Origin of the sequence: Larkinella sp. VNQ87 (assembly GCF_049445795.1) — a bacterium.
In the GTDB taxonomy this organism is placed as follows: Bacteria; Bacteroidota; Bacteroidia; order Cytophagales; family Spirosomataceae; genus Larkinella.
In genome coordinates, this window is record NZ_JBMSDT010000009.1 from 96,906 (window position 1) to 120,395 (window position 23,490).

Below are 23,490 nucleotides of genomic sequence, written 5' to 3' on the forward strand. Positions count from 1 at the left end.
ACTACTAATCTCACTGAATTACAATTGATTGTACACGTATTAAAAACTTACCACATGTACTATATTAAGCAAGTAAATATTGAAAATTTCTGGAGTAATAAAATTGTAAATATTGTTTTTCAAAATGATGTAAATTTCTTGATTGGGGTCAATGGCTCTGGAAAAACTACAATAATTAATATTATTGTAGCTGCACTTTATGTTAACATAAGCGATTTGAAGAAAAACGATTTCAATAGAATAATTCTAATTCTAGAAGATCAGAATAAGGGATCAACAATTACTTTAGAAATAAATAAAGCAACTGCCGGTATTTACGCTAGTTCAATTATCACTTACAGTATAGGCCAATTAGATTCTGGTGAAAGAGAGTTTTACAATTTTGGAGATTTTCCAACAATCGAAGGAACTCTTGTACATGACTACTCTATGGGAGCTTACAGTTCGACCTCTAGTGAATATTTGTTACGCGCTAAAATACAAGGATATTTAAATATTAGCTGGCTTTCTATTAACCGATCAACACATTTAATAAATAACAATATCAACAGAGAAAGCATTGAATCTAGCGTTGATTTAAAGTTAAATGATTTATCAAATCGCTTTATTAAGTATTTCTCGTTTTTAGAGAACAGGTTTTCTTCTGCTCAAACAATGGCTCAAAAGGAACACTTACCGAATTTATTTGACTACCATATAACTGAAGAAAAACTTATAAGTGTTACAAGTAAAAATGAATTCATAAACCTGCTTAAATCTGAAAAAATTAGCATAAATTTTCCTGAAAATTATCTCTCTAATAATGAGATTTATGAAATGCTATATGATCAATATATGAGTGCAAGGGATAGAATATATAACAGAAATTACGAAACAATATTCGATGATATATCAACGATACTTAGGTTTCAGTATTTAGAGAAAATACACAATTACAATAATTCTATTGAAAATGCAAGCAAAGACATCTTCCGCTTTAGAGATCTTTTTATTAATATTATAAATAACCTGTATAAAAGAAAAGAACTAAAAATAAAAAAAGATAATACACTAGAGATTATAACACCAAGTGACAAGTCATTGACTTTATTTGACCTTTCCTCTGGCGAAAAACAATTGCTTATCATTCTTGGTGAATGTATGCTACAAGAGTCTAAACCTCATGTTTATATCGCTGATGAACCAGAGCTCTCACTTCATATTGAATGGCAAGAAAGATTAGTAAAAAGCTTAATTGAAATAAACCCAAATTCTCAAATAATATTTGCGACACACTCACCTGATATTGTAAGCTCATATTCTGACTCAGTAATTCATATCGAAAATTGTATTCATGATGAAGGATCGAGCGAAGCCATTTATTAGGACAAATAGTGGAATTTCAAATTCTTTCTTGTTTTATAATGTTGATTTTGTTGTATATGTTGAAGGAGGAAATAGCTACACTTATGACCAGGTAAAACTTGGCCATTATGATGAAGATACTGAGGATATCTTATTCTGGAAAAACGTATTCTCTATTTATCGTGATATCAAAAAATATAAATTCAAATCTGTTGGTTCGAAAACAACTTTAAAACAATTAGTTGTTGATATTGAGGGGGGAGTAATATCAAATACAATTGTGGCTATGGATAGAGATTTCGACAAAATAGATATTTCTACCACCAATAGACTAATTTTTTATACCCACGGATATAGTTGGGAAAATGATGTTTGGAATATAAACACAATTTACATAGTGATCCAACAACTGTCTGCTGATTTTCTGACAATTAACAATCAAATTTTGAATGCATACACCAAATTTTTAAAGGATATTACATTTAGTGTTTATGCAGATAGCTTACTAGCCCATAAGTCCAAAGCATTCTTTCCAAGAAAAGGGCACAGAAGGCTAATAATAGAATCAAAAAAAAGTTTCCCAGAAATAAATGTAAACGAAGTTGAAAAACTGTTTAATCTTAAAAAATTAAACAAATGCAAAGTTTATAATCATGGATTAAGAAATCAAATTGACATCGAAAGATTCTGTTATAGCCACCTTTTGGGTGATTACTGTATTTCAATGGTAGCATATGTACTCAAACAATATTGTTCCTTAAAGTCTGTCCCTATCGACTTAGTTATAAGATGCGCCATCAATCAAATAAAACAAACTATTATTAACTCACCAGATAAAATCTCTTATTATAACAGTCAATTTACATAAGATTTTATAAAACAACTCCACTGATAACTTTTTATAAGGTTATATAAATATTCTTGATTTTATAACCTCAATGACATAAAAGTAATAACAAACAATTTTAATCTTGGGATATATTCTATTAATTGATAAGAATATTGAGTACATTCTAATACGAATATAATGATTTCAATGGTGCATTCCAATCTATTACAGACTTTATCAGCGCGTTTTAAATGAGAGTTTTGAATCAAAGAGCCAGAAATAAAATGCACACAGATATAGTTGCCAAACTATGCATTCTTGTTAACCAGGCTAATGCACTTATTTTATTAACAAATCTGCACAATTTGCTAATAAATATGGGGACTTGGAAAGATTGTCTTGGTGGTCTTCGTCAAAAGGAAGCCATTTTAGCACAAACAAAGAGATTGGAGCAGCAACAGGATAAGGATGTCCAGCAACCTAACCAGGTAAGTCAATTTGCTCCTACCCAATTCCGAATTTTTTCTAAAATTCTATTAATCAGCACCGTATCATTTCCCTACGAGTGCACACTGATAATCAGCCACTTACACAACAAGACGTGTAGGTGGCTTTTTTATTTGATACAAGATTTGATACATAAAATCGGCGATTTATTCCTCCGTAATGGTCGCTTTCCCCCTCCCATTCTTGTGATTTCTGACACTTTTTGCAATTAAATCGCGCAAGGCGTCAGATGCGCTAATTTCGCGCTCCTCACAAGCGGCCCTAACGGGGCATGATTCCAGTCGGTATTAGTTAGGCCGGTTATTTGTTATTAGCGGTCTTGATTCTGGGCCGCTTCAAAATCACCTTTATGCCAACGGGGTTTCCCAGAATAATTAGGCGATACAATAAACCGACCTGTCTTCGTATCAAGAATGATTGTCTCACGCCCACTGGTCACTGCCTGGTACCGGCGTGCGTCAAGAAAAGCTGGTTCAGGTTGAGAGCTTTGACTAGGGGTAAAGTTGGCCAACAAGAGAATGCCAATAATGGTCAGACAGCCTAGAAAAAAGGACCGTAAATCAATTATAAAATGAATTGCTTTCATCGTGAGTCAGTTTGAAGGTTTCTTTCAGATCGTTGCATTAAAAATACTCAAACGCTGGCATCTGACAATGAAAGCAACCATCTGGCCTCAGCAATAGTAACCATGCTCCGCAGCCACGGCAAGACGTTCGCGGCCATCGCGGAGGAACTCAACCGATCGGGCTTTAAGACGGTAACGGGCAAGCAATTCCAGGCTACGCAGGCGATGCGGCTGCATCAGCGGGGCAAAAAAATAACTGAGAAAGCGTAGGGTGACTACCTGACAAAACCGACAAAAGCCTGAGCGTAGGGTAAGCGCCTTGATTACCGACAAGTGAGAGAGAAAAAAATAAAAGTTTTTTCAGGACTACATTTCCTACACTTCCTACATGGTTTGACCATCACCCCGACCGACAAACGACATACACCGAAGGCTTGGGTCTAAATTTACGCCAGGAGTACCTTTATATTTCACCGGCCGTTTGTTACTTCTGGAGACTCGGGCAAGATATTTCCGCACTTCTGGCAAGTAGGGAAATATATTGCCACGTCCGGACACATTACCGGACAACCGGGTATTACCAAAGTACAACCCTGAACGCGGCAACTTTCTCAAATCAGCCTAGATGACTGGAAAAGTGCAATACCGGATTTGTCCGCAGTTTTGCGGAAAATTCCGCATTACATCTGTCTCGAACGTTCCGCGTTTGAAACGCTCAACGTCGGGGGTATGGAGATTCCATACCCTTTGCTGACTTAGATTTGATCGAACTCAGCGTGTAACGATTCGTGACACCCCGGCGCGTAGCTGGTGGCTACATACCGGCTAAAGGGTCGCGTTTCAAACGTTGCCCTTGCTGGTTGGACTCCCACCCTTTTGGACAAAAAAAGGCCAGCGATTAAGCCAGCCTTTACGCCCCCACCATAGGGTTCGCCCAATATTGAGCATGTGAAGATAGAAACAAGCTCAACGATCCACAAGAGAAGAACGTAATTTATTTACGTTCAAGAAAAGACGCCACCCGGTTCTCTGCTGCCGATCCCTACAAAAAAGCCAGCACCTAATCAGACACTGGCTTTCAAATAAAGTCTGCTACTGTATTAAATTGCATTACCGGGCTTTAGACAAAATTTATCAATATCTCACTTACTGATTACAACCCGCTGATTATCCAACTTTTGCCCCATCTTGATGCGTACGTAGTATATTCCTTTCTTTAATTTTTTCACTGAGAAATTAACCTCTTTCTTTGACTGAAAGTATTTATTTGCCTTCGCGCCCTTGACATCAAATTGTTCAATAATCTGACCATCACTATCTGCCAAGGACACCTCGTTTAACATTAGGTCTGAGATGGTCTAATAAATCGGCACACTGAACTTGCTTAACTTGCAAGAACATGCAGCCAAAAAACAATTCCGTTAAACGTCGCAAATACGACGCTTCCTTCAAAGCCGATGTGCTAAAAATGATTACGAATGGGCAAAGCGTGACTTACGTAGCTCAGGCGTTAGGCATCAGTGAAGCGCTGATCTATAAATGGAAACAGCGCAACACAAGGGAAGAAAAAAATCACGTTTCGAGCCAGACTTCTGATGTGCTGTTTGAAAATAAGCGGCTGCTTCAACGGATCAGCCAACTGGAAACTGAGCGCGAGATCCTAAAAAAAGCGTTGAGTATTATCAGCCGACAAACCTGAGCTTACGGTACGAGCTCGTTCGACAGCTAGCCAATGAGTTTGCCGTTGAAACGCTATGTTTAGTGCTCAGGGTGAGTCGCTCCGCCTATTATCGGTATTTGCGGGGTGACAGCTACCAACTAACGCCAGAGAAAACAGCCTACCAACGCGTAGTGGAACAGGTCTTTACTGAACATAAACGACGGTATGGCAGTCGACGGATTACGGCTGAGTTACAGCAGAAAGGGTATTTGATCGGCCGCCATCAAGTACGCACACTGATGAAAGCAGCTGATCTACAGGCTATTCAGCCTAAATCATTTGTACCCCGTACAACTGACAGCATCCATGGTAGAGGATATTGGCCCAATTTGTTGTTAGATCAGCCATTACCTCAAGCCCCTAATTTGATCTGGGTAAGCGACATTACTTATTTGCCGCTGGTCAATGGCGAATGGGCCTACCTGGCTACTTGGATGGATCTCTACTCACGTAAAGTGGTTGGTTGGCAGGTAGGTAAAACCATGGAAGATGAGTTAGTTATACTTCCGCTAAAGCGTGCTTTGCAGTCGCGTCAACCGGCTACAGGCCTGATTATTCATTCCGACCGAGGGGGGCAATATGTGTCAGCCGAGTTGAAGGAGTTGATACGATTATGGTGTATCAGGCCCAGTATGAGTCGGGCCGACGATCCCTACGACAATGCCTTTGCCGAGTCGTTGTGGATGGGACCGCCCATGCGGCCGCCTGAAGGCGGAATTGTTGGAAGGAGGAGTATTTCTGAATGTGGAAGATGCACAAACCGAACTCTTCGACTACATTGAGCTATATTACAACCGGTTGAGAAAACATTCGTCGCTGGGCTACAAAAGTCCTGAACACTTTGAACAAGAGTATTTCACAAATCTGACAAATTCAGTGTGCCGATAAATCCGACCACCTCAGTATTGTCCAACTAATCGGGGGCTAAGACAACTACCACCTACAATTGCTGTCCGTTTTAGTACGTCATGTGTCCATATTCGGACAATTATCTATACTAGCAATCTATCAAAAACCTGTCAGACGCAAATCAGAGCTGATTTAGACAAGTGGTCTTTTATTTGTTCGGAAAAACTGATGAGGCCGCTGGCCAAACCACGCTACCAAGTACCCTAAACCTCTTCTTTCTCACTGGGGCCTGCTATGTTACTGAATTATTTTAAAATAACTTACCGTAACCTGCTCACCAATAAGGGCGTTTCGGCCATCAACATCATCGGACTTGCATTGGGAATTGCCTGCTCCATCGTGTTGTTCCTGTTCATTCTCGATGAGCTAAACTTCGACGTATTCAATAAAAAAGCCAGCCAGACGTATCGGCTTTACGTTCACAGTTCGATTAACAACGAAGAAGCGAACAATGCCAAAACGGCACCTCCGGCTGGCCCTACACTCGTGCAGATACTCCCTGAAGTGCTCACCCAAACCCGTATCGGCTACTTTGGCGTACACGATTTGCGGTATAAAGACAAGGTTTTCAGAGAAAATAGTATCTACACGGCCGATTCCACCTATTTTGATGTGTTTACGCTTCCCTTCATTCATGGCGATCCGTCAATTGCCCTCAAAAATCCGAACAGCATTGTCCTGACCGAAACCATGGCCAGAAAATACTTCGGACCGGAAAACCCGACGGGAAAATCGTTGCTGGTCGACGGAACAAACTCGTATCAGATTACGGGTGTCATGAAAGACTTTCCCACTAAGTCGCATTTCCGTTGCGATTTCCTGTTGTCGATGTCGACCTATCCCGAGGTTAATCAACAAAACTGGCTGCAAGGGAATTATTCGACCTACATTGTTCTCAAAGAGGGGGTAGATCCGACGCGGGTCGAGCACAAAATGCAGCAAGCGATTTTTGCCCGTTTAGGGCCTGAGATCGAAAAAGCACTGGGCATTTCTATGCAGCAATTTCTGGCCAACGGCAATGTATTTGAGTATCGAATGCAACCGTTATTATCCATTTATCTGCACGCAAAACGGCAATACAATATCGACCCCAATACCGAGTGGGGGAATGCCCGAATTGGCGACAGTATGTATGTGTCTATTTTCTCGGTGGTGGCGCTATTTATTCTGCTGATTGCCGTCATGAATTTCGTCAACCTATCGACAGCCCGTTCTGAGAAGCGTGCCAAAGAAGTAGGCATCCGAAAAGCCATTGGTTCGAGTCGCTTAAAACTAATGGGGCAGTTTACGACCGAATCCATCTTGCTGACCGGTCTTTCGGTCCTGGTGGCGTTGTGTTTGGTCCAACTCATGCTTCCCGGCTTCAACCAGCTAGCCGGTCGGCAGTTGACACTACCCCTTTTTTACCAATGCGTATACCCTTCCGTCGCTACTTGCTTTTACGCTCATCGTAGGCCTGCTGGCAGGAAGTTATCCAGCCTTTTTTTTATCGTCTTTTCAACCGGTCGAGGTCTTAAAATCGGGCGTACAAAAAAGAAAATCCTCCTTACGTAGCCTGTTAGTGATTACCCAGTTCTCGATATCAATTACCCTAATTCTGGGTATGATCATCATCCGAAACCAATTAGGGTATCTTCAGCATAAAGACCTTGGATTCAACAAAGAGCACTTACTCTCGATCAACAATGGGGCAGCACTGGGCGATAAACTCAAACCATTTAAAGCGGAGTTATTGAAAAATCCAGCCATCCTATCCGTCAGCAACTCGTCCCTATTATTTGCAAACGGTATTCCGGGAAGTGCTTATTTGTTGGGAAAACGGTCTGATAGCGATCCCGTTTTATGCCAGTTTCTGGATGTCGATGCGGATTTCGTAAAAACGTTTGCGGTGCCGATAAAAGCCGGACGCTTCTTCGCCAACGATCGGCCGGCCGACAGCACTGCCGTGGTCATCAACGAAGCGGCTCTTCACGCATTTAATACGAACAGCCCGTTAGATCAGGAACTAATCGAAGTCGATGAAAACGGCTCTAAAACCTACAGAATCATTGGTGTTATAAAAGACTTCAATTATGAATCGCTTCACCGCCAGGTTCGTCCGCTGGTGTTTCACCTTAGTGCCGTCCGGCAAGCCAGCAGCATTTTAAACATTCGAATTCAGCCAAATGCCACAAAAAATGCGATAGATTACATCAAAGAAACCTGGCAACGATTCGAAAAAACGGAACAATGTCACTATTCGTTTTCAGATGAGCGGCTGGCCCGACTTTACGAATCGGAACAAAAAACGAGTATCATCGCTACGGTCTTTTCGGCCCTGGCCATCTTGATTTCTTGCCTGGGCTTGTTTGGTCTGGCCGTTTTCATAACTGAGCAACGGACCAAAGAAATTGGCATTCGTAAAGTGTTAGGGGCTAGCATTGCCGAAATCCTGATTCTGTTGTCGCGCCAATTTATTGCCTGGGTCGCCATTGCCATTCTGATTGCATCGCCCATTGCCTGGTACGCTATGAGCCGATGGCTCGACAACTTCGCCTACCGCGTCGATATTTCGTGGTGGGTATTTGTTCTAGCCGCTTTTCTGGCCATTGGCATTGCCCTATTGACGGTGAGTTTTCAGAGCTTCAAAGCTGCGCTAATGAATCCTGTCAAGAGTTTACGGGCCGAATAAGGAAAATGTACTAAAGTTCAACCCCAAAAGGCATTCCCATAGCGGTCATGTCTTTTGGGTTTTACGGGTTTGTATCTGCTTCATAAAACGCCTGCTTCTATTAACGCCGTTTTCCGATTTTCTCAACTTTATACTGGAACGCTTTTTCGGGGGAGGTCAATATCTGAAACAAAAAATGAAGATTTTCACAAAAACTTAGGTTTTACCTGCCAGCTAAATTCTATCACCTATCTTTTTCTAAGAAAAACAAGGAGATAGCTGGTGTCAATATAATAGCTTTTGAATAGGATTAAGTTATGGTCTCAAAAAAGACCAATTAGAAAGATTTGCTGTTACTGAAAGTAAAATCCATAAGTCTTACGACTAAGGTAATTTTGCAAAGAAGCCAGAATAGTTTTCAGATTCTGGCTTCTTATTTACAGTTATGACTCACAAGACTACTCCTTTATTTCTTCACCCGTACCGGCAAATCCTCCAGTTGGGCGTAGCTCAGTTTCCAGGCGTTATCGGCTCCCTTTTTCCAGAGCAGCATAAAATTCCCTTCGCCGGTGCCACCTGGTTCGTCCGAACTGGCGGGCAGCACATCCACCGTGAACGTGCCGGCTTCATAGGCGGTTTGGCTGTCGGTGCTTGTACTGATGGTGTACGTTTTCAGGTCGTCGAGCGTTGGCAGTGTGGCGCGCACCCATTTGTTGGCGACTTCTGACTTGCCCTGCCAGTGGCTGCTGCCCTGGACAAACTGCACATCGTCGGCCAGGAAGGCAATAATTTTATCGGCTTCTTTCGCGTTCCAGGCGCTAATGAACTGCTGGTTCAGGTCTTGCACATTGACGCTTTCGGAAGTGGGTGTTGTGCAGCCCGTACCGATCAAGGCCAACAACAACATATAAATGACGGTTTTCATGATGATTGCGGTTTTAAGAGATAACCAATGAATTCAGCGAACGGCTTACCAGCTTTTTTGCCGGAATTCGGTAGTGCTGTAAGGAGCATCCGACTCGCCGTAGTACGGATTTGGCAGATAGCCCTGATTCAGGATGTAGAGCGCCGGGTTGGTTTCGGTTTCCGGTGCGGGCGCGGTTTGCACGGCGCTAAAGGCTGGTGTCGCAGCCGGAACTTTAGCGACTCCCGATGAGCGTTTCGTAATCGAAGGCGCGGCACCGGTATTGGCCGCTAAAACCGGGCGCTCAGCCGCCCGCCGACCAGCCTCTTCCCAAGCGGCTTTTTTGCGTTTGTTATCGATGTGTTTCCCGATAGCATATCCGGCAGCGCCCCCGACGACCCCGCCAACGACTCCACCGACGACCCGGTTGCGTTTATGAATAATCGCTCCAGCAGCCGCACCGGCCCCGGCACCAATGGCCGTTCCTTTGGCCTGCGGACTCCAACGTTTCAGAATCTGTGCTTCGGCTACCGTCTGACCCACCAGTAACACGACCAGCAGGATCAGTAGGATTGGGTTATGACTCGTTTTCATGTGCTTCCATTTTTATTGGTGAACGACTTATTGACAATTACAAGTAATCAAAGTTTAAAAATTGGTAACGTTCCCAAACGCCCTACGCCCTTATTCATGGTGCCAAAAGCCGGTTTTGGCCGACCAGAAGCAGCCATCCGTCGAGTAAAAACCGTCCTTCGTCGGTTTTTGTCCGGTCTAAAAAAATCTGTAAAAAATCCTGAAAAAGTTGTCGCAAACACCCCGACTCTTGCCGCATTTACCCCCCTCATCTTTCTCTCATCGGCGGTATTTTTGTCCTGTAAACCTCAAAACACAAATACTTATGGCTACGCAAATTTTTGTCAACCTGCCCGTCGAAGACCTCAACAAATCCATCGAATTCTTCACCAAACTGGGATATAGCTTCAATCCGCAGTTTACCGACGAAAAAGCGACTTGTATGGTTATCAGCGACACCATTTATGTGATGCTGCTGGTGAAGCCATTTTTCAAAACGTTTACCAAAAAGGAAGTTGCCGACGCTTCAAGGGTGACCGAATCCATCATTTGTCTTTCCGCCGAAAGCCGGGAAGCCGTCGATGAATTGATTGGCAAAGCGGTTGCGGCCGGTGCCACTACGCCCAATGAAAAAATGGACCAGGGTTTTATGTATGGCCACGGTTTTGAGGATCTGGACGGCCACCTGTGGGAAGTAATGTGGATGGACCCGAATGCAGTGCAGGAACAGCCCGCTGCGGAAGCCGCCAGCCTGTAAGAACCGTCCTAAACAGAAACGCCCGAACCCCGCGTTGAAACGGATTCGGGCGTTTTGCTATTGGTATTGATTCCTGAACTTACAAAGCGACTTCCGAAAGCGGCTCTTCGACCCCGGCTTTTTTCGACCGGTATTGGATCACTCGTTGGCCGAGCAGAAAAACCGCCAGACCGCTAATGACACAAAGTGTCATCATACCGACCATCGGGATGGCCGTGCGGTTGTGAAATACGCTGACGGAAGCCGATACCAGCGCCCCGAACCCCATCCGGAAGCTACCCATCAGAGCCGCAGCGCTTCCGGCATGGCGGGTAAAAGGGGCCAGCGAGAGGGCCGATGCGTTGGGGCCGGTCAGGCTCTGACCGAGCAGGAACGCAAACAGAACCGCAATCAAACCATACGGCCCGTACCAACCCGCCCAGGTTCCCCAAACCATCACAATACCCACGACCGACTGACCCGTCAGCGTCACGAAGATGATCTGTTCGCTCCGGAAGCGTTTCAGCAAAATATGATTTAATTGAGACGGCGCAATGATGGCAATGGACAGAAACGCGAAAATCCAGCCGTACTGTTGTTCCGTCACGCGGTACATATTCATGAACACATCGGGCGAACCGGAAATGTAGGCAAAGGGTGCCGAGGTGGCAATACCGCTCACCAGCGAATACGTCAGAAACTGCGGCTGCTTCAAAACCGTCCAGAAACTCATCGCCACTGCGCCGGGCCGAAGCGACAGCGAGGGGTCTGGTTGCTTGCCATCGGGCAGAAAAAAGTATATACCGACCAGGATAAGCGCCGTGATTCCGGCCAGGATCAGGAAAATCGAGTGCCAGCCCAGCGCCACGGTTGCGTAGCCGCCGACGGTCGGGGCAATCATGGGCGAAACCGCCACCACTAGCGTCAGTAGCGAGAACACCTGCGCAATTTTTGAAACCGGAAATAAGTCACGCACAAGAGCTTGTGCAGCAACCAACCCCACACAGCCCCCGATGGCCTGCAAAAACCGCATCAGAATCAGCGTTTCGATCGAGTTGGTAAACGCACACCCCACCGAGGCCAGCAAATAGAGAAACAGTCCGCCGTAGAGCGGCATCTTACGGCCGTAGCGGTCGAGCAAGGGGCCGTAAAGCAACTGCCCGAACGAAATCCCGATCAGGTAAGCCGTCAACGAAAGCTGAACCTGGTCAATCGTCGTGTGCAGACTGTCGGCAATAGCCGGGAAGCCCGGCAGATACATGTCGATTGAAAAGGGGCTGATCGTGGTAAGCGTGCCTAAAATCAGGATGATCAATAAATGTTGTCGGCGAGTCATATGGTGCAACAAGGGGACTTACTGGAAAAGACACACATCCTGTGCCGATTGTTCCCAATTTTGTACTTTTTTAGGAAAAACACCAAGATTTGTTCAGATAGTCCAGAATGATTGTAGGGTACGGCTAATGTGGCAAGTGCTGGAATTTGCCTTTTTTAAAGAAGTTAGCTGACCCAAATCACCCCCTCCCCTGACCCTCCTCATACTGGCTCTGTGACCGTTCTGCGAATTTTGAAACCGTAAACGTCACAACTACGGTCATGTACGTCATTTTTTTCATGATTGGCATCAGCCTTCTGCTGGCGCTAGGATTTCTGGGCGCGTTTTTCTGGTCGATGCGACACGGACAGAACGACGATCTCTACACGCCCTCCATCCGGATGCTGCTGGATGACGACCTGACGACACCCGCCCCTGTATCCGAAAAATAATCAATCGTCCCTATGAATGTAACTCTTGAACCGGACTCTACAGCCGGTATCCCCGCGCTACCGGATTCGGGCCGTCGGGTTCCGATCAAACCGGCGCCCGTGGTGGAGCGTTTCGCGTACGACAACGCCATTGTCCGTGATTTTGCCATTGCTACCGTCATCTGGGGCATCATTGGCATGCTGGTGGGCGTCATTGTGGCCACGCAGCTTTTCGCCCCGGCGGCCAACCTCGGCAACCAGTACACGACGTTCGGGCGGATTCGGCCGCTGCACACCAACGCCGTCATTTTTGCCTTCGTGGGTAACGCCATCTTCATGGGCGTTTACTACTCACTCCAGCGGCTTTGCAAAGCCCGCATGTTCAGCGACTTTCTGAGTAAACTCCACTTTTGGGGCTGGCAGGCCATCATTGTGTCGGCGGTGCTGACGCTGCCGCTCGGTATTACCACCTCGCACGAATACGCCGAACTGGAATGGCCCATCGACATCGCCATCACGCTCATTTGGGTGGTATTCGGGATCAATCTATTCGGAACGATCATCAAACGCCGAGAGCGTCACCTGTATGTTGCCATCTGGTTTTACATCGCCACGTTCATTACAGTAGCGGTTTTGCACGTCATCAACTCGTTTGAAATGCCGGTTAGCTTCCTAAAAAGCTACTACCTGTACGCCGGGGTGCAGGATGCGCTGGTGCAATGGTGGTACGGCCACAACGCCGTGGCTTTCTTCCTGACGACGCCGTATTTGGGCATGATGTATTACTTCCTGCCGAAGATGGCCAACCGCCCGGTTTATTCGTACCGGCTGTCAATTCTGCACTTCTGGGCCTTGATTTTCATCTACATCTGGGCCGGGCCGCACCACTTGTTGTATACCTCGCTGCCCGACTGGGCCCAATCGCTGGGGGTGGTTTTCTCGGTCATGCTGATTGCTCCTTCCTGGGGTGGAATGATCAACGGTCTGCTGACGCTGCGCGGTGCCTGGGATAAAGTGCGGGAAGATGCGATTCTGAAATTTATGGTGGTCGGTCTGACCGCTTACGGGATGGCCACGTTCGAAGGGCCGATGCTGTCGCTCAAAAACGTGAACGCCATCGCCCACTTTACCGACTGGATCGTCGCCCACGTACACGTAGGTGCCCTCGGCTGGAACGGTTTTCTGACCTTCGCCATTCTGTACTGGCTGATTCCGCGCCTGTACCACACCCCCCTGTACTCGAAAAAACTGATGAACGTTCACTTCTGGATTGGCACGATGGGCATTCTGTTCTACGCCATTCCGATGTACATCTCCGGTTTTACGCAGGGCATGATGTGGAAAGAATTTACGCCGGAAGGCACGCTGAAATATCCCAGCTTCCTGGAGACGACCCTGCAAATTCTACCCATGCACATGATGCGGGCTGCGGGCGGAACGCTGTACCTGGTCGGTGCGATTCTGATGGCCTACAACCTGTTCAAAACAATGGCGGCCGGAACGCTGACCGCCAACGAGCCCGCCGAAGCCCCGGCCCTGGAGAAAGACTACGTGGCCACCGGCCACGATGCGTACTGGCACCGCTGGTTTGAGCGTAAACCGATTCCGCTGCTGATTGGCTCGCTGGTGATGATTCTGGTGGGCTCACTGGTCGAACTGGTGCCGACGTTCATGGTCGAATCCAACGTGCCAACGATTGCAACGGTTCAGCCCTACACGGCGCTGGAAGTGGAAGGACGCGATTTGTACATCAAAGAAGGTTGCGTAAACTGTCACACGCAGATGGTGCGGCCTTTCCGGAGTGAAACCGAGCGCTACGGCGAATACTCGAAAGCCGGTGAGTTTGTCTACGATCACCCCTTCCTGTGGGGTTCCAAACGGACCGGTCCGGATCTGCACCGCGAAGGTGGTAAGTATCCTGACTCGTGGCACTACCACCACATGCGCGACCCAACCTCCATGTCGCCCGGTTCGGTCATGCCGCCGTATCCGTGGTTGCTGGAACAGAAACTGGACCTATCGAGCACCTCCGCCAAGCTGAAAGCGTTGAAGTCTGTCGGTGTTCCGTATGACAACCTTCAGATTGCCAATGCCGAAGCCAACGCCCAGGCCCAGGCGACCGAGGTGAGTAAGCGACTCGCCAAAGAAGGCATCAACGTCCAACCCGACCGCGAAATCGTTGCCCTCATTGCCTACCTCCAACGGCTCGGAACGGACATTAAAAAAATTGAATGAATCAGCAGAGGGCATGGGGCAGAGGGTAAAAGCACCCCGCGCCCTCTGCCCCATGCCCTCTGCCCAACCCCCAACGCTATGTTCAAGCAATTCATTGATAAAATCCCGGGCGCGGATGTCTACATGGTAGCTTCGTTCCTGACGTTTCTGGTCTTCTTCGTGCTGGTGGGCATTTACCTGCTGGTCGTCGACAAAAACCACATCAACCGGATCAGCCAGCTTCCGCTGGACGATCAAACCGCCTAATTCACGACTATGAACTTCTCGACAATCTTACTACTGGCCGAGCCGGATACCCGGTGGTTTCGAATCGATACCGGAGAAGACCTGTTTCTGGCGGTTATCCTGAGCATCCTGCTCATGACCGGGCTGCTGTTGCTGGTTTTGACGGTGAATCTGTACCTGACCGTCAAGCAGACACTGACGCCAGCCGATACCCCGGAAGCAATTTCTGTAAAAGAAAAAATGAGTTTCTGGCAACGGTTTACGGGCCTAAAACCACTCCATCAGGAAAAAGACCTCATGATGGAGCACCAATATGATGGTATCGAAGAACTTGACAACCCAACGCCCCCCTGGTTCATGTATCTTTTTTACGGAACCATCGCCATCGGAGTCGTTTACCTGGTCTTTTACCACGTCATCGGCAACGGTGATGTAATGGTACAAGAATACACGCAGGAAGTGGCTATTGCCGAAAAACAACGCGAAGCCTACATCGCCAAAGTAGCGGGTTCGATCAACGAAAATACCGTCACGATGGTGAAAGATGGCCCCGCGCTGGAAGCTGGCAAGACGGTTTTCGAGCAGTATTGCGCGGCCTGCCACGGCCAAAATGGAGAGGGCAAGATTGGCCCTAACCTGACGGATGAATACTGGCTGCACGGTGGAAGCATCAAAGCCGTTTATCACACCATCACGGAAGGCGTTCCGGACAAAGGCATGGTGGCCTGGAAAAACCAGTTGAACCCCTTGCAGGTTCAGCAGGTAGCCAGCTACATTCTTTCGTTGCAAGGCTCAAAACCGGCCAATGCCAAAGAACCGCAAGGCGATAAAGTAACGCCCGAAGCGGTGGCAATGAATAATTAGTTGTTTCGCGGAGTTGAGCGGAGTTTTTCAGAGATCAGCGGAGTCTCTGCGTCACTCTGAAAAATTCCGCTCAACTCCGCGAAACAACCCTTCTAATTCTCCTCATGGAATCGACCCTTACCCAGCAAGATAACTTCCGCGACCACCTTCCGAATGCCGATCAGCAAGGTAGCCGGAAATGGATTTACCCCCGCGTGGAGAAAGGCCGGCTACTACGCTGGCGAACGGCGGTTGCCTGGGTATTGCTGGCGACTTTGTTTGCGGGTCCGTTCCTCAGTCTCGACGGCCATCCAGTGTTTCTGTTCAATGTGCTGGAGCGGAAGTTCATCTTATTCGGCGTCCCGTTCTGGCCCCAGGATTTCCACCTCGTCGCCCTTGGGCTGCTTACGTTCATCGTTTTCATTGCGCTTTTCACGGTGATTTACGGCCGGGTGTGGTGCGGCTGGGCCTGTCCGCAGACGATTTTCATGGAGATGGTTTTCCGTAAAATCGAAATCTGGATTGAAGGAAGTCCCAACGAACGCAAAAAACTGGATGCCGCTCCCTGGACCACCGACAAAATCCTGAAGAAAACCGCCAAGCATACGGTTTTTTTCCTGATCTCGTTCCTGATCAGCAACCTGTTTCTGGCCTACATCATCGGCAAAGACGAACTGTTCCAAATCGTGACCGACGATGTAACCGAACACCTGGGCGGTTTGGCTTCAATCCTGCTATTTACGGGCGTATTTTACCTCGTCTTCGCCAAACTGCGCGAAATCGTCTGCACCACCATCTGCCCCTATGGCCGCTTGCAGGGTGTTTTGCTCGACAAAGCCTCCCTGGTGGTCGCTTATGACTACATCCGGGGAGAACCAAGGGGGAAGAGAGTTAAGAATTTAGATCGTCAACCAACTGCCGGGCGGCCAACTCTTAACCGCCGGGCGGCCCCGTCTAAACTCATCACTCTTAACTCCCCAAAAGGGGATTGTGTCGATTGCGCGTTGTGCGTGCAGGTGTGTCCGATGGGTATCGACATTCGGAATGGTTCGCAGTTGGAATGCATTAACTGTACCGCCTGCATCGACGCCTGTAACAATGTAATGGACAAAATTAACCGGCCCCGGGGACTGATCCGAATCGATTCGCAGGAAGGCATTGAGCAGAAAAAACCGCTGCGGTTTACGGGTCGCATGAAAGCGTATACCGCCGTGCTGGTAGCGCTGATCGGCGTGCTGTTGTACCTGTTGGTGAGTCGACCGGCAATGGAGACGACGGTTTTGCGCGCGCCGGGTCAATTGTTCCAGCGGGAAGCGGATGGTTATATTTCCAATCTTTATACCATTGAAATTGTCAATAAAACATTTCAAACGCTGCCGGTTTCGTTCCGGATTAAGCACCCGAATGGACAACTTCGGCTGGTTCAGCCCATTACGCAGGTTCCATCGGATGCATTGGCTAAGGGAGTTTTTTTCATCAGGTTGCCGGAAAAATCCATCCATAGCAACAGCATTCTGCTCGAAATTGAGATTTTATCTGGCAACCAGGTCGTCGACCGCGCCAAAACCACCTTCTTAGGACCAAACTAAATTAATTATGAGTTATGAATTAAGAGTTATGACGGGGCCGCCCGGTGGTTAGCTCTGCATGAATACTAGCCTCTCGGCAACGCCAACTCATAATTCATAACTCATAATCCTACAAATCATGAACTGGGGAAAAAGTATTGTCGTTGTTTTTGTTCTTTTTGCCGGATTTATCGGCACACTGGTTTTTCTGATGAGTCGCCAGCAGGTCGATCTTGTTCGGGAGGATTATTACCAGAATGAAGTTGCGTATCAGCAACACATCGACCGGGTGTCGCGCACGGCAAAACTGGGAAATGCCTTCGCCATCCAGTACCAGCCCGATCAGCAGCAGTTGTTGCTAACCCTGCCCGTATCACTCAAAACCGGCGAAGCCAAATTGTATCGTCCCTCCGACCGCAAACAGGACGCGGTTGTCCGGCTGCAACCAAACGGCGAACACCGTCAAACCATTCCGACCGCGAAGCTTGCCAAAGGCTACTGGAAAGTACAGCTCACCTGGTCCGACGGTCAGCAGGATTATTTCTCCGAACAACCGCTTACGATTCAGTAGCGTCCCATCCCCCTTTCATTATTCGCTATTCAATATTCGTTATTCGTTATTCATTATTAACTCTTCACCCCCATGAACGGCTGGTATTTCACCGCACTCCTGGCCGGATTGGCCGGTAGCCTGCACTGCGTCGGCATGTGTGGACCGCTGGCGATGGCGCTACCGGTCGGGCGGCTTACGGTTTACCAGCGGTTTCCGGCGGTTTTGTTGTACCACGCGGGCCGGGTCAGTGCCTACGGTTTGCTGGGACTGGTGGTGGGCCTGACCGGGCAGGGACTGCTGCTGGCGGGGCTACAACGCCCGATTTCCATTGCCTGTGGTGTCCTTCTGTTAATCTGGCCGCTGACCAACCAGAAACACAGCCTGCTGCCCGCATCCAGTTTTCTGAAACGGCTCACCAGCCCATTGACGCACCTGCTCCGTCAGCCTTCGTTTATGAATTTTGGTGTAGCCGGTTTTTTCAATGGCTTGCTGCCGTGCGGTTTTGTGTATGTAGCCCTGGCCGGAGCACTGGCTCAATCCTCGGCCGTCGAAGGAGGTAGTTACATGGTTTTGTTTGGTTTGGGCACGCTCCCGGCCCTACTGGGAATTCGGTTCATTCCTGATCTGTTTCCGGTATCGCTCCGCCAGCGGTTTAGCCGGGCCTTTCCGGTCCTGACGATCGTTCTGGCCCTGTTGCTCATCGGTCGGGGGTTGTTTTCGTACGTTCCAGACACAACCCAAAACGCGCCTTCCGTACCGATTTGTCACGGTGGCCGTTAACTATTGAACGACTGAACAACCCATCATGGTACCTGAAAAGTTGTCACTTCCGGGTTGCGACTATAGGTTTCATGAAATTTGACCTCAACAGCCCGTTTGACGATTTACCTGCACGACACAACCTCCGAGAACTGTTCGTCTAGGCCAACCGCTTTGGGGGCCACGGCTGCGTGCGGGTTGCCAAACCGGTCGAGCTTGCCGATTTACTGCTTGGAAAACCGCCCAAACCGTTCCCCTTCCTCAACCCGTCCAGGTCGTTGTTCAAATCCAGACCGTTGAGGTAGACACCAGCGGAATGCTTCGTTTTTTCCGGGATGTCTACACCCGTCTGTCTGGAGAAACACAATAAAATCATCGAAAACCACCCGACCTGATTCGGCGGGTGGACCTGCCAAATACTTGCCGCAGTAGAAGCCATTTATGAAAAAAGAGTGGCTTCTACTGCGGCTGCTTTACTTTTTAATTACCGATGCTTTCATCGGTTTCAACCCGGGTGGCAACCTCTTCTTTTTTGGGCTGCTGCGTATTAATCATCTGGTTCTGCTGTTTGTAATTCCGGTTCGCCATGCTCGGCGCGGCTGGGATAGCAATCGCCGGGTCGCCGATCCCACCCCGACGTTGCTGTTCCCGATACGTGGCAATATTCATAGGCTGGCGCCGTTTCCGCTTCCGGAATTCGATGCCGGCTTCAGGTTCCCACTGACGAGCCGCAGCAGCTTTGTTTGGGTGTTTGTAGTTCGACGTTGAATACGTCGGATCCCGTTTTAATTTATCCGGCTTATCCTGGGCAACGGCTGTGACAGCCAAAGCTATCGCTGCCAGACCCAGAAAGGTCTTCAATATGGTCTTCATGGTATGTCGTGGTTTTGTTGCACTCTGGAAAACAGAATTTCTGTTTTCGCTACCAAGATAACGGCCCAAACAATAACTAGTTCAATAGTTATTGGCTTTTTCTTTATCCATCATCCGAAGAACCGACTTTTCTGAGGTTAGTTTAGCTATTTCGTCAAAAGTGAACCAACGGACCTCCTTTGCTTCCGGAGTTTGAACGAACGGTTCGAAAGGATCAGCTTCCAGCAAAAACCGGATATCGTAATGGAGGTGCTCAGGCTCATTTCCCCGCGCAGGAATCGGATGCACATCCAGATCAAAAATTGCCGAGCTGATGACTTTCAGACTGGCCAGGCCGGTTTCTTCCTCGGCTTCCCGGAAAGCCACACGCAGAACATCCGGGTCGCCATCGGCATGACCACCGGGCTGCAACCAGCGATCCAGTTTGGTGTGGTGCAACAAAACTGCCCGCTTCCGGTCAGGCGAAACAATCCAGGCAGAACCCGTCACATGGCCGATCTCCAACGTCCGTTCAAAGCAACGGGGTTGATTTTCAACAAAGTGAATGGTTTTCGCCAGCATCATCTGCTCTTCGGGGTCCGTGGTCTGGTAAGCTCGCAACAAATTCAACAATTTTCGACGGTGCATATTTTGACAAGACAGTTGGCATTCAAGGCAAAAAAACGCAATTTCGCCTTGATTTTACTACGACATACAATTAACTAAAACCATGAAAAAATTATTCGTTCTGACCGCTTCGTTAACCGTCGCTGCACAGGTAGCGTTTGCCCAGATCAAACTCCCGCAAGCCAGTCCGGGTGCTATGATTATGCAAACGGTCGGAACCACCGACATGACCGTAACCTATTCACGCCCAAGTTTGAAAGGACGGGCAGCGCTGGGCAACCAGACTCCGCTGGCACCTTACGGACAGCTCTGGCGAACCGGAGCAAACGGTGCCACCAGTTTCAAAGCGACCACGGATGTGATGGTGGAAGGTCAAAAGCTTCCGGCGGGTACATACTCGGTTTTTACCATTCCGGCCGAAACTGAATGGACGCTGATTTTCAACAAAGATGCCACGGCTTCTTCGGACGAAAGTGCACCAAATGGTTACAAAAAGGAGCAGGACGCGCTGCGTGTCCAGATTAAAACCGAAAAAACGAGTCGACCGGTTCAGACGTTTGCCATTAGCTTCAGTGATTTGACCGATAGCACCGCCAAACTGAACTTTGAATGGGCCGAAGCACGTGCGATGGCCAATCTGAAAGTGGATGTTGTCACCAATGCACAGGCCAATGTTGAAAAAGCTGTGGCCGATAAGCCCGAAGATGCGGGTGTGTTGCAGGCAGCCGCCAACTGGAATCTGTCGAAAAACCGGAATTTGGATCAGGCGCTGGCGTGGGTCGATAAGTCAATTGGCCTAAAAGAAACGTATTCGAACGTTTGGACGAAGGCCCAGATTCTGGCAAAGATGGGCAAAGTAACCGAAGCGCTTCCCCTGGCCCAGAAAGCTCTAACCCTGGGTGAAGCGTCGAATGACCCGATTTTCAAGTTTTTCAAAGAAGGTATTCAGAAAGGGGTCACCGAGTACCAGGCACAGGTAGCAGCCCTGCCGGTTAAAGCCGTAAAAGGAAAGAAAAAGAAAGTTTAATCTCCACTGCATGGTCACAAGCCTCGCTGACCCGACCCAGTCAGCGAGGCCTTTAGTTTTACATACAAGCCAAAAACTTTTCGCAATTCGAGCATGCCATCAGATCGCGAACGTATTCAACAACTCGAAACACTGGCCACCGAGCAAGGCCAGGCCATTGAAAGTGTGGCCCGTGGCCTGGCTAACCTGACCGTTGATGTTCAACAGGGATTTGCCCGTGTCAACCAGGAATTTGCCCAGGTTCACCAGGAATTTGCCCAAGTTAACACCCGCTTGGACAAACTGGAAACCAATGTAACTGAACTTAAGACCGATGTTGCAATCCTAAAAACCGACGTTGCCGGTATCAAATCCGACGTTTCGGGTTTGAAGACGGGGCAGAAACAGGTTCAGCAAACCCTCGATATGCTGCTTGCTTACCTGCGGGAGCGCCTATGATTCTGTGTTTTATTCGATAGTTTCCGAAACCGGCTCGGTGGCTGGCGTTGACGGCATGATTTTCTCCAGCACCCAGGCAATGGCAATCAACAGCACGCATCCGATTACGTTCAGCCAGAGAAATGCCGTTAGTTCAAATTGCCAACAGACGATCACTAACGCTTCGGTCAGGATCGCAGCCCAGAAGGTGGCCTTGCCACCGATCGATTTGAAGTAAAACGCGACCAGGAAAATTCCGAGAATAACCCCATAGAACAGCGAGCCCAGGATATTTACGGCTTCAATCATACTCCCTAGTTTGCTGGCGTACTGCGCGACAACAATACAGAACAGCCCCCAAAGTACCGTCGACGCCCTCGAGGCTTTCAAATAATGCCCGTCGGTATTATTTGTTTGGAACAGACGACGATAGATATCGACAACAGTGGTCGATGCCAGCGAACTGTACGCAGCCGCCACCGATCCCATCGACGCGCTGAAAATAACCGCAATCAGTAAGCCAATCAATCCATGCGGCAGGTAATCGAGCACAAAGCGAAGGAAGATGTAATTCACATCGCTGGTATCCCCCACCGGATTGTTCTTCTTGATCAGATCAACGACTTGGCTTTTAACGGCTTTGGCCTCTTCATCGGCCTTACTGATTAACGCTCTTGTCTGTTCGACAGCGTTGGGATTCTCTTCATCCAACGCTTTGTTTAAGGACATAACCGCTTGTTGACGCCGGGCCGCGATGCTTAGGTGTTCGGCTTCGAGTTGCCGGTATTCGGTGGCATACGGACTTTTCAGCAACTGATCGGTTTCTACTTTGTTGAAAAAAACCGGTGACGGATTAAACTGGTAAAACACAAACACGAGCACCCCGGCCAGCAGAATCAAAAACTGCATCGGCACCTTCAGCATCCCGTTCGCCAGCAAACCCAGGCGGCTCTGCCCCACCGATTGCCCGGTCAGGTATCGCCCCACCTGCGACTGATCAGTGCCGAAATAGGAAAGTTGCAGAAAAAAACCCCCGATGAGCCCTGACCACAAGTTGTATCGGCTATCCGGATCGAATTTCAGATCGACCAGGTTCATCCGCCCGGATTTTCCGGCTATTTGCAGCGCGTCTGTGAAGCCGACATCGGCTGGTAACAAATGAACCGTCATCCAACCAGCAATGAACATCGCGATGGTTACGATCAACATTTGCTGCAAATGGGTATACGAAATGGCTTTTGTGCCACCCGTAACGGTATATACCAGTACAATGCCGCCCATAATGATATTGGTCCAGAAGATATTCCAGCCCAGGATCGTCGATAAAATGATGGAGGGCGCGTAGATAGAAAGCCCCGTTGATAAACCCCGCTGCAACAAAAAGAGCAAAGCGGTAAATACCCGAACCCGGACGTCGAACCGCGATTCGAGGTACTCGTACGCCGTGAAAACCTTCAGTTTATGGAAAATGGGGACGAACGTAATGGACAGTACCACCATCGCAAATGGCAGTCCGAAATAAAACTGCACGAACCGCATGCCGTCCGTAAACGCCTGACCGGGCGTCGAGAGAAACGTAATGGCGCTGGCTTGCGTAGCCATCACCGACAAGCAAACGTGGTACCAGGGCAATGACTGATCGGCCAACAGGTAATCGTCCATATTCCGACTACCCCGACTCCGAATCACTCCGTAGATAATGATCACAGCCAGCGTTCCGGCTAAAACCAGCCAATCGAGACTGCTCATGAAAAATAGTGCATCAATCCGTAGAACAACAGAATTTCAACCAGCAGACTCCCCATGACGATCAGGTAAAGCCGGCGCCATGAGGGTACGAAAGGAGGTAAATCAGTGGTGGGGTGGTGCATGATTAAGCGGTTGGGATGATTCTCCTATTT

At 48.2% G+C, this 23,490-nt stretch carries 27 protein-coding genes; 18 read left to right on the forward strand and 9 right to left on the reverse strand.

Annotated elements, in window-relative coordinates; genetic code table 11:
* Positions 1–54: 54 nt before the first annotated feature.
* Both ACO2Q8_RS16765 and ACO2Q8_RS16770 read left to right on the forward strand, forming a co-directional pair.
* Positions 55–1,365 (forward strand): AAA family ATPase, encoded by a 1,311-nt coding sequence (locus ACO2Q8_RS16765; protein WP_423345995.1) that lies wholly within the window; start codon positions 55–57, stop codon positions 1,363–1,365.
* Positions 1,334–2,212 (forward strand): hypothetical protein, encoded by an 879-nt coding sequence (locus ACO2Q8_RS16770; protein ID WP_423345996.1) that lies wholly within the window; start codon positions 1,334–1,336, stop codon positions 2,210–2,212. The genes ACO2Q8_RS16765 and ACO2Q8_RS16770 overlap by 32 nt, the downstream gene beginning before the upstream one ends.
* A 778-nt stretch (positions 2,213–2,990) precedes the next feature.
* Here ACO2Q8_RS16770 and ACO2Q8_RS16775 read toward each other — a convergent pair.
* Positions 2,991–3,266, reverse strand: a complete 276-nt coding sequence (locus ACO2Q8_RS16775) for a hypothetical protein (protein ID WP_423345997.1) — start codon at positions 3,264–3,266, stop codon at positions 2,991–2,993.
* Between the two features lie 102 nt (positions 3,267–3,368).
* On the opposite strand from ACO2Q8_RS16775, the gene ACO2Q8_RS16780 reads away from it, so the two are divergent.
* Entirely contained in the window at positions 3,369–3,515 is a 147-nt protein-coding gene (locus ACO2Q8_RS16780) for a hypothetical protein (protein ID WP_423345998.1), read from the forward strand.
* A gap of 872 nt (positions 3,516–4,387) precedes the next feature.
* Here ACO2Q8_RS16780 and ACO2Q8_RS16785 read toward each other — a convergent pair.
* The gene (locus tag ACO2Q8_RS16785; RefSeq protein WP_423345999.1) at positions 4,388–4,588 is read right to left on the reverse strand and encodes a T9SS type A sorting domain-containing protein; all 201 of its coding nucleotides are present in this window, start codon (positions 4,586–4,588) and stop codon (positions 4,388–4,390) included.
* A gap of 56 nt (positions 4,589–4,644) precedes the next feature.
* On the opposite strand from ACO2Q8_RS16785, the gene ACO2Q8_RS16790 reads away from it, so the two are divergent.
* The 5 genes from ACO2Q8_RS16790 to ACO2Q8_RS16810 all read left to right on the forward strand — a co-directional run bounded on the left by ACO2Q8_RS16790 (position 4,645) and on the right by ACO2Q8_RS16810 (position 8,545).
* Complete coding sequence (locus ACO2Q8_RS16790; protein ID WP_423346000.1) at positions 4,645–4,944, forward strand: transposase; 300 nt, start codon at positions 4,645–4,647, stop codon at positions 4,942–4,944.
* Complete coding sequence (locus ACO2Q8_RS16795) at positions 4,941–5,747, forward strand: IS3 family transposase (RefSeq protein WP_423346218.1); 807 nt, start codon at positions 4,941–4,943, stop codon at positions 5,745–5,747. The genes ACO2Q8_RS16790 and ACO2Q8_RS16795 overlap by 4 nt, the downstream gene beginning before the upstream one ends.
* A complete protein-coding gene (locus ACO2Q8_RS16800) occupies positions 5,710–5,853 on the forward strand; it encodes an IS3 family transposase (protein ID WP_423346219.1) in 144 nt (47 codons plus the stop codon). Before ACO2Q8_RS16795 ends, ACO2Q8_RS16800 begins: the two co-directional genes overlap by 38 nt.
* Before the next feature lie 255 nt (positions 5,854–6,108).
* Entirely contained in the window at positions 6,109–7,428 is a 1,320-nt protein-coding gene (locus tag ACO2Q8_RS16805; protein WP_423346001.1) for an ABC transporter permease, read from the forward strand.
* A gap of 7 nt (positions 7,429–7,435) precedes the next feature.
* Positions 7,436–8,545 (forward strand): ABC transporter permease, encoded by a 1,110-nt coding sequence (locus ACO2Q8_RS16810; protein WP_423346002.1) that lies wholly within the window; start codon positions 7,436–7,438, stop codon positions 8,543–8,545.
* Between the two features lie 445 nt (positions 8,546–8,990).
* Here ACO2Q8_RS16810 and ACO2Q8_RS16815 read toward each other — a convergent pair whose 3' ends face one another.
* Both ACO2Q8_RS16815 and ACO2Q8_RS16820 read right to left on the reverse strand, forming a co-directional pair.
* On the reverse strand, positions 8,991–9,449 hold the full coding sequence (locus ACO2Q8_RS16815; RefSeq protein WP_423346003.1) for a YybH family protein: 459 nt from the start codon (positions 9,447–9,449) through the stop codon (positions 8,991–8,993).
* 45 nt (positions 9,450–9,494) lie between these two features.
* Positions 9,495–10,022 (reverse strand): YMGG-like glycine zipper-containing protein, encoded by a 528-nt coding sequence (locus ACO2Q8_RS16820; protein WP_423346004.1) that lies wholly within the window; start codon positions 10,020–10,022, stop codon positions 9,495–9,497.
* Positions 10,023–10,326: 304 nt separating this feature from the next.
* On the opposite strand from ACO2Q8_RS16820, the gene ACO2Q8_RS16825 reads away from it, so the two are divergent.
* A complete protein-coding gene (locus tag ACO2Q8_RS16825) occupies positions 10,327–10,758 on the forward strand; it encodes a VOC family protein (protein ID WP_423346005.1) in 432 nt (143 codons plus the stop codon).
* 79 nt (positions 10,759–10,837) lie between these two features.
* Here ACO2Q8_RS16825 and ACO2Q8_RS16830 read toward each other — a convergent pair whose 3' ends face one another.
* Positions 10,838–12,073, reverse strand: a complete 1,236-nt coding sequence (locus tag ACO2Q8_RS16830) for a multidrug effflux MFS transporter (protein WP_423346006.1) — start codon at positions 12,071–12,073, stop codon at positions 10,838–10,840.
* Between the two features lie 260 nt (positions 12,074–12,333).
* Here ACO2Q8_RS16830 and ccoS point away from each other — a divergent pair, with 260 nt between their 5' ends.
* The 7 genes from ccoS to ACO2Q8_RS16865 all read left to right on the forward strand — a co-directional run bounded on the left by ccoS (position 12,334) and on the right by ACO2Q8_RS16865 (position 18,687).
* Positions 12,334–12,504 (forward strand): cbb3-type cytochrome oxidase assembly protein CcoS, encoded by a 171-nt coding sequence (gene ccoS, locus ACO2Q8_RS16835; protein WP_423346007.1) that lies wholly within the window; start codon positions 12,334–12,336, stop codon positions 12,502–12,504.
* Between the two features lie 12 nt (positions 12,505–12,516).
* On the forward strand, positions 12,517–14,718 hold the full coding sequence (ccoN, locus tag ACO2Q8_RS16840) for a cytochrome-c oxidase, cbb3-type subunit I (protein ID WP_423346008.1): 2,202 nt from the start codon (positions 12,517–12,519) through the stop codon (positions 14,716–14,718).
* A 78-nt stretch (positions 14,719–14,796) separates the two neighbouring features.
* Positions 14,797–14,964, forward strand: coding sequence for a hypothetical protein (locus tag ACO2Q8_RS16845; RefSeq protein WP_423346009.1), 168 nt, complete (start codon positions 14,797–14,799; stop codon positions 14,962–14,964).
* A gap of 9 nt (positions 14,965–14,973) precedes the next feature.
* Positions 14,974–15,807 carry a cbb3-type cytochrome c oxidase N-terminal domain-containing protein gene (locus ACO2Q8_RS16850; RefSeq protein WP_423346010.1) on the forward strand — a complete coding sequence of 278 codons (834 nt, stop codon included), beginning with the start codon at positions 14,974–14,976 and terminating at the stop codon, positions 15,805–15,807.
* A gap of 104 nt (positions 15,808–15,911) precedes the next feature.
* The gene (ccoG, locus tag ACO2Q8_RS16855) at positions 15,912–17,375 is read left to right on the forward strand and encodes a cytochrome c oxidase accessory protein CcoG (RefSeq protein ID WP_423346011.1); all 1,464 of its coding nucleotides are present in this window, start codon (positions 15,912–15,914) and stop codon (positions 17,373–17,375) included.
* Between the two features lie 118 nt (positions 17,376–17,493).
* Positions 17,494–17,925 carry a FixH family protein gene (locus tag ACO2Q8_RS16860; RefSeq protein WP_423346012.1) on the forward strand — a complete coding sequence of 144 codons (432 nt, stop codon included), beginning with the start codon at positions 17,494–17,496 and terminating at the stop codon, positions 17,923–17,925.
* A gap of 72 nt (positions 17,926–17,997) precedes the next feature.
* Positions 17,998–18,687 (forward strand): sulfite exporter TauE/SafE family protein, encoded by a 690-nt coding sequence (locus tag ACO2Q8_RS16865; RefSeq protein ID WP_423346013.1) that lies wholly within the window; start codon positions 17,998–18,000, stop codon positions 18,685–18,687.
* Positions 18,688–18,826: 139 nt separating this feature from the next.
* Here the strand turns inward: ACO2Q8_RS16865 and ACO2Q8_RS16870 are convergent, their stop codons facing one another.
* The 3 genes from ACO2Q8_RS16870 to ACO2Q8_RS16880 all read right to left on the reverse strand — a co-directional run bounded on the left by ACO2Q8_RS16870 (position 18,827) and on the right by ACO2Q8_RS16880 (position 20,166).
* On the reverse strand, positions 18,827–19,105 hold the full coding sequence (locus tag ACO2Q8_RS16870) for a hypothetical protein (RefSeq protein WP_423346014.1): 279 nt from the start codon (positions 19,103–19,105) through the stop codon (positions 18,827–18,829).
* A 41-nt stretch (positions 19,106–19,146) separates the two neighbouring features.
* Complete coding sequence (locus ACO2Q8_RS16875; protein ID WP_423346015.1) at positions 19,147–19,539, reverse strand: hypothetical protein; 393 nt, start codon at positions 19,537–19,539, stop codon at positions 19,147–19,149.
* Positions 19,540–19,620: 81 nt separating this feature from the next.
* Positions 19,621–20,166, reverse strand: coding sequence for an NUDIX hydrolase (locus tag ACO2Q8_RS16880; protein WP_423346016.1), 546 nt, complete (start codon positions 20,164–20,166; stop codon positions 19,621–19,623).
* Positions 20,167–20,248: 82 nt separating this feature from the next.
* Here ACO2Q8_RS16880 and ACO2Q8_RS16885 point away from each other — a divergent pair, with 82 nt between their 5' ends.
* Both ACO2Q8_RS16885 and ACO2Q8_RS16890 read left to right on the forward strand, forming a co-directional pair.
* Positions 20,249–21,172 carry a DUF2911 domain-containing protein gene (locus ACO2Q8_RS16885; RefSeq protein WP_423346017.1) on the forward strand — a complete coding sequence of 308 codons (924 nt, stop codon included), beginning with the start codon at positions 20,249–20,251 and terminating at the stop codon, positions 21,170–21,172.
* Between the two features lie 93 nt (positions 21,173–21,265).
* Positions 21,266–21,610 (forward strand): DUF2730 family protein, encoded by a 345-nt coding sequence (locus tag ACO2Q8_RS16890; protein ID WP_423346018.1) that lies wholly within the window; start codon positions 21,266–21,268, stop codon positions 21,608–21,610.
* A gap of 9 nt (positions 21,611–21,619) precedes the next feature.
* Here ACO2Q8_RS16890 and ACO2Q8_RS16895 read toward each other — a convergent pair whose 3' ends face one another.
* Complete coding sequence (locus ACO2Q8_RS16895; RefSeq protein WP_423346019.1) at positions 21,620–23,338, reverse strand: sodium:solute symporter; 1,719 nt, start codon at positions 23,336–23,338, stop codon at positions 21,620–21,622.
* Positions 23,339–23,490: the final 152 nt, after the last annotated feature.